The sequence below is a fragment of the Streptomyces sp. NPDC020801 genome, from assembly GCF_044334385.1.
Lineage (GTDB): Bacteria > Actinomycetota > Actinomycetes > Streptomycetales > Streptomycetaceae > Streptomyces.
The window spans coordinates 112,632-123,905 of record NZ_JBIRST010000016.1 but is presented as its reverse complement, the minus strand read 5'-3'; the positions used below and the strand labels follow the sequence as shown (position 1 = coordinate 123,905).

At 72.7% G+C, this 11,274-nt stretch carries 10 protein-coding genes and 1 pseudogene; 5 read left to right on the top strand and 6 right to left on the bottom strand.

Translation table 11 applies throughout. The features are described from left to right. Nucleotides 1–250: 250 nt before the first annotated feature. Together ACH4UM_RS28965 and gvpJ are read left to right on the top strand one after the other, a co-directional pair. Nucleotides 251–580 (top strand): gas vesicle protein, encoded by a 330-nt coding sequence (locus ACH4UM_RS28965; protein ID WP_398185410.1) that lies wholly within the window; start codon nucleotides 251–253, stop codon nucleotides 578–580. A gap of 36 nt (nucleotides 581–616) precedes the next feature. Then, a complete protein-coding gene (gvpJ, locus tag ACH4UM_RS28960; RefSeq protein ID WP_398185407.1) occupies nucleotides 617–1,138 on the top strand; it encodes a gas vesicle protein GvpJ in 522 nt (173 codons plus the stop codon). 60 nt (nucleotides 1,139–1,198) lie between these two features. Here the strand turns inward: gvpJ and ACH4UM_RS28955 are convergent, their stop codons facing one another. Further along, nucleotides 1,199–3,934, bottom strand: coding sequence for a glycosyl hydrolase 2 galactose-binding domain-containing protein (locus ACH4UM_RS28955; protein ID WP_398185404.1), 2,736 nt, complete (start codon nucleotides 3,932–3,934; stop codon nucleotides 1,199–1,201). Nucleotides 3,935–4,035: 101 nt separating this feature from the next. Further along, complete coding sequence (locus ACH4UM_RS28950) at nucleotides 4,036–5,220, bottom strand: ROK family protein (protein WP_398185401.1); 1,185 nt, start codon at nucleotides 5,218–5,220, stop codon at nucleotides 4,036–4,038. A gap of 120 nt (nucleotides 5,221–5,340) precedes the next feature. Between ACH4UM_RS28950 and ACH4UM_RS28945 the strand changes: the two are divergent. Both ACH4UM_RS28945 and ACH4UM_RS28940 read left to right on the top strand, forming a co-directional pair. After that, a pseudogene (locus ACH4UM_RS28945) lies at nucleotides 5,341–6,516 on the top strand (APC family permease); the annotation flags it as partial. Nucleotides 6,517–6,678: 162 nt separating this feature from the next. Then, a complete protein-coding gene (locus ACH4UM_RS28940; protein WP_398185398.1) occupies nucleotides 6,679–7,446 on the top strand; it encodes an ArsR/SmtB family transcription factor in 768 nt (255 codons plus the stop codon). A gap of 65 nt (nucleotides 7,447–7,511) precedes the next feature. On the opposite strand, the gene ACH4UM_RS28935 is transcribed toward ACH4UM_RS28940, so the two are convergent. The 4 genes from ACH4UM_RS28935 to ACH4UM_RS28920 all read right to left on the bottom strand — a co-directional run bounded on the left by ACH4UM_RS28935 (nucleotide 7,512) and on the right by ACH4UM_RS28920 (nucleotide 9,927). Beyond that, nucleotides 7,512–7,952 (bottom strand): SPW repeat protein, encoded by a 441-nt coding sequence (locus tag ACH4UM_RS28935; RefSeq protein ID WP_398185395.1) that lies wholly within the window; start codon nucleotides 7,950–7,952, stop codon nucleotides 7,512–7,514. A gap of 79 nt (nucleotides 7,953–8,031) precedes the next feature. Next, nucleotides 8,032–8,556 (bottom strand): hypothetical protein, encoded by a 525-nt coding sequence (locus tag ACH4UM_RS28930; RefSeq protein WP_398185392.1) that lies wholly within the window; start codon nucleotides 8,554–8,556, stop codon nucleotides 8,032–8,034. A 27-nt stretch (nucleotides 8,557–8,583) separates the two neighbouring features. Beyond that, the gene (locus tag ACH4UM_RS28925) at nucleotides 8,584–9,180 is read right to left on the bottom strand and encodes a DUF4383 domain-containing protein (RefSeq protein ID WP_398185389.1); all 597 of its coding nucleotides are present in this window, start codon (nucleotides 9,178–9,180) and stop codon (nucleotides 8,584–8,586) included. Between the two features lie 78 nt (nucleotides 9,181–9,258). Next, the gene (locus ACH4UM_RS28920) at nucleotides 9,259–9,927 is read right to left on the bottom strand and encodes a sigma-70 family RNA polymerase sigma factor (protein ID WP_398185386.1); all 669 of its coding nucleotides are present in this window, start codon (nucleotides 9,925–9,927) and stop codon (nucleotides 9,259–9,261) included. A gap of 123 nt (nucleotides 9,928–10,050) precedes the next feature. On the opposite strand from ACH4UM_RS28920, the gene ACH4UM_RS28915 reads away from it, so the two are divergent. After that, a complete protein-coding gene (locus ACH4UM_RS28915) occupies nucleotides 10,051–11,268 on the top strand; it encodes a MerR family transcriptional regulator (protein ID WP_398185383.1) in 1,218 nt (405 codons plus the stop codon). Nucleotides 11,269–11,274: the final 6 nt, after the last annotated feature.

The following is an 11,274-nucleotide window of genomic DNA, read 5'->3' as shown; positions in this document are numbered from 1 at the left end:
ATATTACCCCGGCCCGGTTTGTACCCCCCCCCCAGTGTTGGTGCGGGGCCCCCCCCGGGGCCCCGGGGGTGGGCTCCCCCCCGGGGGGGGGGGGGCCCCCCCCCGGGGGGGCGGCCCCCGCCGCCATGTCCGCGCACCGGCCCGCGTCCCGCACCGGTCTGCGTCCGGGACACCTCCTCGCGCGGGTGCGGCGCCCATATGGTCCAACTGCGCACGCGCCCCTGCGGGTCCTGCGGCCAGAGTGGGCAGCATGACAGGACCTGGCGAGCGACGGAGCGGCACGGCTTCCACCTCCACCTCCGCCCCCACGCGCCGCCGCGCGGTGCGCAGCGCGCAGGAAGCCGCCCGGCGCGCCGCGGAAGCGCTGACCGAACTCGTCGCCCACCGTCTGGAAGGGGTTTCCGCGGTGTGCCGCGGCGAGGACGACGGCTGGATCGTCAACGTCGACGTACTGGAGCTGGCGCGCATCCCCGACACCACCAGCCTGCTCGCCACCTACGAGGTCGAACTCGACTCGGTGGGGGAACTGCTGATGTACCGCCGGATCGCCCGCTACCGCCGCGGAGCCCAGGATCAGTGACCAGCCCGTCGGGCCCGCCTCCGGAAGGGCCGCTGCGTGATCACCTACGACGACGAGATCGTCTGCGCGCCCCGCGCCGGAACCCTCTACGACGTCCTCGAACTCATCCTCGACCGCGGCATGGTGATCGACGTCTTCGTGCGCGTCTCCCTGGTCGGCATCGAGATCCTCAAGGTCGACGCCCGGATCGTGGTCGCCGGCGTCGACACCTATCTGCGCTTCGCCGAAGCCTGCAACCGCCTCGACCTGGAGCACGACGTGCGCTCCAAGACCGTGCCCGAACTGTTCGCAGGGCCCACCGCCAAGACCGTGGCCAGGGCCGGCGCCAAACGAACCGCGCGCTCCCTGAGTGCGAGGGTCCGGGACATCCTCAGCCCGGAGAGCACCGAAGAGGACGAGACCCCGGGCCGCACCGCTGCCCGGAGCCGACGCGAGCCGGAGCGGGAACCGCCGCGGCGCCGCCCGGCCGAGGAACGCCGCGGCCCGGCCGGCCGTCGCCGCGGTGACGAGGACGACCGTCCCCGTCCGCGCGCACGCCGCCCTGCCAGAGAGGAATGACCGTGACGGGCACCGCCACCACCACAGTCGACACCCTGTACGTCTACCCACTCGGTCCCGTCAGGCCGCCGGGACCGTCTGCTCCGGCGTGTTCCAGCCGGACACCCGCACCCGGGGCGCCGACCCGTGCAGATCGGCCGTCCGGTACGTCGCAGTCAGCGTCACCGACTCCCCGGGCCACAGGCTCACGTCGTTGTCCGACCAGTGGACCGGCAGCACCGGCCGCCCCGCGGAGTCCACGAGGTGGACGTCCGTGAGCAGGGACGGAGTCCTGCCGCTTCCGGTGCTGCGGACCGTCACGGTGGTGGTCGCCGTCCCGCCCGACACGGACGTCGACGCCGTCGCCGACACCGGTACCCGCGCCATCGATCCCAGGCCCCTGAGGTCGGCGTAGCTCTTCGCCGGCGTGTGGTACCAGTCGGTCTTCGCCCAGTCGAGCGTGTCCGGCCTGGTGGAGAGCCAGTAGACGTTCCGGCTGACCTCCCGGCCGGCGGCGTCGGCCAGCGTCAGGCGCAGCAGATACGTGGTCGACAGCCCGCTCACCGACGTGGGCAGCGTCAGCGCGGTGCGGTGGTCGCCGTCACCGCCCACGCTCACGCCGGTCACCGTCCGGTCGTACTTCTGCGTGCCGTCCGTGTTGAAGAGGGTGGCCCGTGCGGTCAGCCCCGACGCCGGGGCCCGCCGGTTGCCCACCACGACCACCGATCGATCGTCGTACGAGTACTGCACGTGCAGTGGCTCGTTCGCCTTCTTCGCGCCGAAGTAGGCGCCGCCCTGGTCGAGATAACGGTCCGTCAGCTGCCAGTGCAGGGAGGTCCAGCCGCTGTTGAACATCCAGTGGATCACGCCGGTCGCGGGCTTCGCGGCGTCGGTGGCGTTGCGCCCGTAGGCCTCGAACTGGGCGCGGACGTTCTCGTACTGGGCGAGCTGCGCCTTGCGCACGTAGTCGGTCAGGGCGGTGGGGGCCCCGTAGCGGCCGCCGAGGGCGTCGTCGTAGATCTTCAGCGTGCCGAAGACCGGGGACGGCGAGCGGTGGTACTGCCTGGCGCCCGGGTTCTTCCAGAGGGTGTCGAGCTCGGCCGGGGTCATCATGCGGCGCAGCGTGTCGAGCGTGGGAATGCCGGGGCCCGCGCTGGTCTCGGAGTTGAAGCCGGTGGCGCCGCCCTCGCGCTTTGCGTACCAGTAGCCCGGCGGGACCCAGTCGTACGGTCCCGTCATCTTCATGCCGGAACTGCCCAGCTGCGGCGAGGAGTTGTCGGAGGCGGCGGCGACGACCGGGACCGGCCAGTCGGCGGCCCGCAGGGCGTCGAGGTAGTTCCTCTCGATCGTGGCGTCGGGGGCGAAGTCGCTGCCGACGAGGAAGGAGATCACGCTGGGGTGGTCGCGCAGCCGGGCGGCCTCGGCGGCCATCGAGGCCTTGGCGACCGGGTAGTCGGCGGCGGTCCACTTCTCGCCGGTCTCATCGCCGTTGACGTTGCCCTCCCACTTGTCGCAGCACTCCCAGCCCGGCAGCGTGAGGACGCCGTAGCGGTCGGCGAGGTCGAAGAACTCGTCCGGCTCGAGGTGGCCCTCCAGGCGGATGGTGTTGAGGCCCAGGTCGAGGGCGTACTTCAGCCGGTCCTCGACGTACGTCCGGTCCCAGCGCAGGAACTCGTCCGGCGACCAGCCGCCGCCCTTGACCAGCAGCCTGCGGCCGTTGACACGGTACTGGCGGGCCCCGTCGGCGTTGAGCGGGGCCTGGACGTCGCGGATGCCGAAGGTCCCGTGCGCGGTGTCCGACACCGTGCCGTTCACGGTGGCGGTGAGGTTCAGGGTGTAGAGCGGCTGGCCGCCCATGCCGGCCGGCCACCACACCCGGGGAGCGGTCAGGTGCAGGCCGGGGACGTCGGCGGGGGAGAAGGTGACGGACCTCCTCTCGTGGGCGGCGAGGGTGAGGGTCTTCCGGAACCGTGTCGCGCCGACGGCTGCGGCGACCGTGGCCGTCACCGGAGCGCCGGAGTCGTTGCGGGCCAGGGCCTTGACCGTGAGGTCGGCGGAGGCGAGCGAGGGTACGTCCAGCCGGGTCACCACGTGCGCGTCGCGCAGGGCGACGGGGCCGCCGCGGCGGACCAGGACGTCGCGGACGAGGCCCATGTTCTGGTCGGGCGGCGGCTGGAGCCAGTCGATCCAGCCCATGGTGAGATTCTTGTTCGGGTCGTTGGGCCGGACCCGGAAGGCGACGGTGTTGGTGCCGGAACGGACCAGTGAGGTGATGTCCAGTTCGTGGTGCGTGTAGGCGCCGCTGACGTCCTGCGAGGTGGCGACGCGCCGGCCGTTGACATAGACGTCGGCCGCCGGGATCACGCCGCTGAAGTCGAGGTAGCTGCGCTCGGAGGTGTCGGTGACGGCGAAGTCGGCGCGGTACCACCAGGGGACCTGGAAGTCGCTCTTCGGGATCTGCTGCTGGTTCGTCGAGTGGAACGGGTCGGGGTGGACGCCGTTCGCGAGCAGGGCGGCGAGCACGGTGGAGCGGGGGCCGGCCGCGTACCAGCCTGCGGGCGGATAGCCGGGGGAGGAGACGACGTCCGCGGGATCGGAGACCTGGGCCGTCGACTGGATGGCGTAGCCGGCGATCGGCGTGGCGCTGCCCGGTGCCGAGGAGACTTCGGCGACCCTGGTGTGCGGGACCGGTCCCCGGCCGTCCGCTCCCGCCCAGGCGCCGCTCGAGTGCGAGCCGAGCAGACCGAGGGCGACGGCGGCCGCGGCGATACGGTGCAGCAGGGCGACGTGGCGTCCGGGGGCGGGGCGGTGGAACACGCGAGTCTCCAGCTTCGTAAAGTTAGGAAACTTTACTAACCTGTCTCACGCTAGGTCGCCGAGATGGTCATGTCAATCACCTCTGCAGCCGGGCGAGTTGGTCAGGCCGGGGCCGACCGGCGCTCGAAGACCACGTCGCGGGCCGTCCCGAGCGCGGTGGCGACCGCGCCCAGCAGTACCGCGTCCTCACCGAGCCGGCTGGGTGCGATCCGGGGGCGCAACGGGGTGAGTGCCCTCAGGTGCTCCCGCACCGGACGCAGCAGCAGGTCCACGCTGTGACCCACCCCGCCGCCGAGCACCACGAGGTCCGGGTCGAGCACGGCCGCGGCCGCCGCCACGGTGTGCGCGATCCGCTCGCCCTCCAGCCGCACCGCCTGCACCGCGGCCGGGTGCTGCTGCCGGGCCGTGTCGAACACCGCCTTCGCCGTGAGCTGCCCGCTCATCCCGAACCGGCGCGCCGCCTCGACGACCGCCACCCCAGACACCACGTCCTCCAGCCGCTCCGGCTTCTGCTGCCCCGGCCACGGCAGGAATCCGATCTCCCCGGCCAGCCCGTGCGCCCCCGTGAACAGCCGCCCTTCGCTGACGACCCCCATGCCGAGGCCGGTGCCGATCAGGATGTACGCGAACAGGCGGCTGCCCGCGCCGACGCCGTAGGTGTACTCGCCGAGCGCCGCCAGGTTGGCGTCGTTGTGCACCTCCAGCGGAACGCCCAGCTCCGTGCGCATCCGGTCGAACAGGCCGGCCCGTCCCCAGCCGGGCAGATGCATCGCGTACCGCACCCGCCGCTGCTCCTCGTCGTACACGCCGGGCGTGCCCACCACCGCGTGCACCACCTCGTCCGCCTCCACCCCGGACCCGTCGACCACCTGCCGGGAGGTCGCGACGACCAGATCGGCCAGCGCTCCGGAGCTGCGGGCGTTGTTGCGCACGTCGGACCGGGCGACGACCGTGCCGTCCAGGTCGGCGACGGCGACCCGAAGCCAGCCCCGCCCGATGTCGACGCCGAGGACATGACCGGCCGCCGGGTCGGGGGAGTACAGGACCGCGGTGCGGCCGCGCTCGGGCGCGTGGGTGCCCACCTCGTGCACCAGGCCCGCCGCCGCCAGAAAGGCGAGCGCGCTGGAGACCGTCGGCTTGGACAGGCCGGTCTCCCGGGCCAGCTGGGCGCGCGAGGCGGCGCCGGCGGCGCGCAGCCGGTCCAGGAGCAGCCGCTCGTTGGTGCTGCGCAGCCGACGGCGGTTCCAGGGCTGTTCAGGCCGGTCTGTGGCGTCGCTGGCTGGCATCGCACCATTCTCACGCATCCGGGAAGACCTCTTGACGCATCAAGTAAGACTCCTTAACTTTATCGCCCAGTCAGCCTCGCCGGGCGAGTCAGGGGAAGACCGGCGCCGGCCGGACACCCGCGGCTGGTGCCGTTCCCGTTCGTGTGGACGGCGATGCTCTTCATTCCGCCGATCATGTCGACGGGTGTGGTCGGCTTCGTGCAGTACCTCGGCTGTCTCGCCCCGCACCTGGGCCGGACGGCCGGTGATCTGATCGGCCTCGGCACCATCGCCCTGGTCGTGGTCCTGCTGTGGCGGGGCGTCGAGAACATCGCCCGGATCACCGCCGTGATGTGGGCCGTCATGATCGCCTCGGTCGTACTGGTCATCGTGGCCGCGGCGACCCACTTCAGCGCCCGCCTCGCCTTCACCTACCCGGCGCACGCCTTCGAGCCGGGCAGCAGCCACTTCTGGCTCGGCTTCGCCGCCGGCCTGACCAGCGGCATCTACGACTGCCTCGGCTACAACACCACGGCGTACATGGGCGCCGAGATCAAGGACCCCGGCCGCATCCTGCCCCGCTCGATCATCTTCTCGATCCTCGGCATCATGGCGATCTACCTGCTGCTGCAGATCGGCACGCTCGGCGTGATCGACTGGCACCGCATGACGCACGCGGACGACGTCGCCTCCACCGCTGTGGCCTCCGCGGTGCTGGAGCAGACCTGGGGCAGGGGTGCGGCGGACACGGTCACCGTGCTCATCCTGATCACGGCGTTCGCCTCGGTCTTCACCGGTCTGCTGGGCGGGTCACGGGTGCCCTACGACGCCGCCCGCGACTGCGTCTTCTTCCGCCCCTGCGCCAGGCTGCACCCCAGGCACCGCTTCCCGATGCTGGGCCTGGCCACCATGGGCGTGATCACGGCGATCGGCTTCCTGATCGGCCGGCACACCGACCTCGCCACCCTGATCCAGCTTCTGACGACGGTCATGGTCATCGTCCTGGCGCTGGCCCGGATCATCGCCGTCACCGTGCTGCGCAGGCGCCAGCCGGGGCTGCGCCGCCCGTACCGCATGTGGGTCCACCCGCTGCCCGGCGTCCTCGCCTTCGTGGGCTGGTGCGTGATCTACGGCTACGCGGACGAGAACTCCCCGGGCCGCCACCCCGTCGAGTGGTCCCTGGCCTGGCTGGCCCTCGGCTGCGTCGCGTTCCTGCTCTGGGCCCGCTTCGAGAAGGTCTGGCCGTTCGGCCCGAGGGAGATCACCGAGGAGTACCTCACCGTGCGGATGCCGGACGCGGAGCCCGCGGGGGCCTGAGCCGCCCCGCCCGCAGGCTCCGACGAGGCCTTTCCGGCCGGACACATGTCCGCCCGGGAAGGCATCCCTTCTGCCCTCGGCCGCCGCCGCATGCTGTCGGCGCTTGACATGCAAGTAATTATCTGCGTAACTGTGGGTGTGCAATCGGACCGGGACTCAGGGATGGACAAGGTCTTCAAGGCGCTCGCCGACGAGACCCGCAGACGGCTGCTTGACCGGCTGCACGAGCACAACGGGCAGACGCTGGGGGAGCTGTGCGCGCGCATCGCCATGACGCGCCAGTCGGTGACCCAGCACCTGTCCGTCCTGGAGGCCGCCAATCTGGTCGCCACGGTGCGGCGGGGGCGGGAGAAGCTGCACTACCTCAATCCGGTCCCGCTCCACGAGATCCAGGAGCGGTGGATCGACAAGTTCGAACGCCCGCGCCTGGGCGCGCTCGGTGCCGTGAAGCGACGAGCCGAGGAAGTCATGACCGGCAAGCCGAGCTATGTGCACGTCATCTACATCGGGAGCACGCCCGAAGCCGTGTGGGACGCCCTCACGGACGCCGACCTGACCGCCTCCTGCTGGGGTCACAGCAATGTCTCCGACTGGCGGCCGGGATCGCGCTGGGAACATGTCCGCACGGACGGCTCGGGCGTCGCGGACGTGGTGGGAACCGTCGTGGAGGCCGAGCGCCCGACCCGCCTGGTGACCACCTGGGCGGCGCCGGAGAACGAGGCTCTGCAGGACCGGCACTCCCGGGTCACCTACGACGTCCGGCCGCACGGCGACATCGTCCGCCTCACCGTCACCCACCAGGACCTCAACGACGAGGGAGAGCTCGCGGAGGTGTCGGGCGGCTGGCCCGTGGTGCTTTCCAACCTCAAGTCCCTCATCGAGACCGGCAGTCCGCTTCCGCAGGATCCCTGGTCGGTGCCGGGACGCTGACCCGGCCGGGCCGGTCCGCCGTCTGCGGACCGGCCCCTTCACTCACCCGTGAGCGGCTTCGAGCGCTACGGCCTGGGAGTGCTCCGCGCCGCCGTACCGGCGCACATCATCCCGAGGATCACCGCGAGGGCGCCGATGACGACGTTGTTGACGACGACTCCCGCGTCCGGGTGGCTGCCGACGATCCACGGCGACACGATCAGCCAGACGCCTATCGCGCACATGGCCCAGCTGAGCCCGTACATCCGGGCCGGCGCGGTGGTGAACCCGAGGGCCAGCAGGCCGATCGCGATCCCCATGATGAGGTTGTGCGTCACGAGCGCCGGCTGGCTCGCGGTGTAGTGCAGGATCCACGGTGAGGCGGCGCAGTAGAGGCCCAGCAGGAACACCGGGCCGTCCACGAGGGCCACATCGCGGCCGCCGAGCATGCGGGCATAGCGTTCCCGCATCTCCGAGACATCGGGATGAGTGGTGATGTCACCTCTGCCGTGCGAGACGTTGGCCATGACTCGTCTCCTTCTGACTTGCAGGCCCGACCGCGTCTTGTGCGGTGTGCGGTAAGCGCCGCGCAGCCCTATTTTGCGCTTATTTCCTCTTTATGTGTAGAGGTTGTCGCGGTGTTGCCCGCCGGCCGCGCACCAGCCGCACGGCGATCGGACGCGCCGTGGCGGCCGCGAGCCGAGTGGCAAGGCGAACGGCGGTGACGAGGCGAAGGGCGACGGCGAGGCGCAGGGCGGGGTGAACGGCGAGGCGCAGGGCCGGGTGAACGGCGAGGCGCAGGGCCGGGTGAACGGTGGTGGCGCGGCGGGAGTTGGCGCAGGGCTCCGGGGCCGTCGTGCGCGAGGCGGGGCGGTGCCCGCGTACCTCCGCGGCGATCGCGTGCCACACGCGGGCCGGCGGCCCGGCTGCCGGGGCGTCGGCCGGGGAGGCGGTCCTGCCCGCGGTGGCGGCCCGCCCGAGTTCGGCCAGCGTTTCACGGCAGCGGGGGCACGCCGCCACATGGGCGAGGGCAACGGAGAGTTCGCCGGCCCGTGCTGCGAGCAGCCCGTCGAGGGCGATCGAGGCCAGGTCGTCGAGCGGGACATGACCACCCCCTCTCAGGTCGGCCATGCCCCACCTCCCGCGCTCGCCCCGCCGTCACCCTTCTTCCCCGGACGCGCGGGGCTCGGATGCACCCGGTGCGGTGACGGACGGGCCGGCGACCGGGGCCGAGGCGCTGCGGACGGCCGCGGCCAATTCCCGGCGCCGCCGCAGGGTCTCCTCGCGGGCGGCCTGTTCGGGGTGACGGCTGCGCCAGTACGGGTTGTCGTGCGGAAGACCGCCGGACACCCGCCCGTACATCCCGAAGGTGAGCACGACCAGCCCCATCACGAAACTGAACAGGACGTTGCTCATCCCGAAGTCCAGTACGTTGGCGGGCCGGTCGAGGATGAAGAGGTGGACGAATCCGCTGAGCAGGAACAGCGCGCCCACCGTCATGTTGAGCGTGGAGGCGAAGTTTCCGCCCACCACGCCGCCCAGAACCAGGGTCGCCCCCACGGCCAGGGAGACCAGGCTGAGCAGTCCGTTCGTGGACAGACCCGCGATCGAGGAGCCCTCGGTGCCGAACGGGCTGAGCCGGTCGGCGAAACCGAGACAGCCGAAGGCGACGAGTACCAGGCCGCACAAGGCGGCACCGTAGCGGTAGACGGTGGCCAGTTCGTGGTCGACGGGCAGTTCGTCACGGAGCCTCATGGCGCTCTCCATCCTCGGTGGCACACCTGGCGTGGTCAACTGCATCGTTTCTGCATCGAACTTTGCTGCGAGACGCGTTCACGGGTTCGGGTCCGGGCGGTCCCCGTCCATGGCGCGGACCTCCTGGCGGAGGCAGCGCCTGAGCGTGTGCAGACCCCGCCGCGCGTGGCTCTTGACGGTGCCGAGCGGCCATCCGGTGCGCTCCGCGATCTGGGTCTGGGTCAGGTCCTCGAAGAAGGCCAGCCGCAGGACCCGGCGCTGAGGCGCCGGGAGGCGGGCCAGCTCGTGCCGGACGAGGACGCGGTCCAGGCCCGCCTCGGGCCGCCCTTCGGCCCGGTCGGCGAGCAGGAGGACCGAGCCCGCCGCCGTGGTCAGCTCGCCCCGGCGGGTCCGCGCGGACAGCGCGTCGGCGACCTTGCGCCGGGTGATGCCCACGATCCACGCGGCCACGGGCCCGCGCTCGGGCCGGTAGCCGGCGCGACCGCGCCACACGCCGAGGAACACCTGCTGGGTGACGTCCTCCGCCTCCCCCGCGTCCCCGAGGGAGCGCCGGGCCAGCGTGTACACCAGCGGGGACCACCGGCGGTAGGCGGCGGCCAGGCAGGCCTCGTCCCCCGCCACCAGGCCCCGGGCCAGTTCCTCGTCGGCCGGTGACTCCTCCACGGGGGCCCACGGCGGTGCCGTGGCGGCCGCGTCCGGCTGCGTGGCCGGGGTGCCGGTCCGGGTGGCGGTCGGGTGCGGGGTCATGGCGAGGGCTCCTCACGTCGGACGCTCTCCGGGGCGGGCCCCGGTGCTTGCCATCGTGCGAACCGTGAAAACGGTCAGGCAACTCGCATCGATTCTGCGTCGTCTGTGGCGTACGGTCGGTGTATGAGCGAGTTCCAGGCGCATCCGGGCCCCGGCGGCGGGGCGGCTCCCGCCGCACTGATCCCCGGCACCGGCCTGACGACCGGCGCCCTCGCCCGCAGGCTCGGGGTGTCGCCCACCACCCTGCGTTCCTGGGACCGCCGGTACGGCATCGGTCCGGCCGTGCGCGACGACGGGCGCCATCGGCGCTGGGCGCCCCGGGACGTGGCGATGCTGGAGACCATGTGCCGGCTGACCTCCGCCGGGGTACCGCCCGCCGAGGCGGCCCGCGCGGCGAAGGCGGGTGCCCGGGACGCGGGCGCCGCCGGCGCCGGCCGGAGCCGGAGCGGACCCGCGCCCGCCCGGAGTCCGGGAGGCACCGGCGTTCCCGGGGGTGCGGGAAGCCCGGACGGCGGCGACGGCGCCGCGGGCGCCGGCCGTCCGGGGAACACGACGCGCGGGGGAGACGGCGGCGGCCCCGGCCCTGCCCCCGGCATGGCCGGAGGCAGGCCGCCGGCCCGGGAACCGGCGCCGCCCCGCGCCTCCCACGCGGCCGGCGGGCTTCCCCTGGGCGACGTACGCCAGGAGTGCCGGGGCCTGGCCCGCGCCGCCGTACGGCTCGACGCGCCAGCCGTCGAGGAGCAGCTGGCCACAGCCGTCCAGAAGCACGGCCTGGTCGTCGCGTGGCAGGAGGTGATGGTGCCGACCCTGCACGCCGTGGGACGCAAGTGGGCCTCGTCCGGGGACCGTTACGTCGAGGTGGAACACATGCTGTCCTGGCAGGTGTCGACCACCCTGCGCCGCTGCGCCCCCGTCCTTGCCGCACCCGACGGCTCCCCGGCCCGGTCCGCGGGCGCGGGACCCGTGATGCTCGCCTGCGTGCCCGGCGAGGAACACACCCTGCCGCTGGAGGCGCTCAACGCTGCCCTGGGCGAACTCGGTCTGCCCACACGGATGTTCGGCGCGGCGGTACCGGCCGAGGCGCTGGTAGCAGCGGTGCAGCGCCTCGGCCCGGTGGCCGTGGTGCTGTGGGCCCAGGCGCGCTCCACGGCGAGCGTCCCGCTGGCCCGGCACGTCGGCGCCACGCAGTGGGGCGTGAAGGGCGCGCGCCGCCGGCCGCTGGTGGTCCTGGGCGGCCCCGGATGGTCCGGCCGGTCCGCTCGGGGCATGGTCCGCCCGGGCGGTCTGCGTGAGGCGCTCGACGTCCTGTCGGCCTTGCACGCGACCGACGGGCCACGCTGAGCCGGT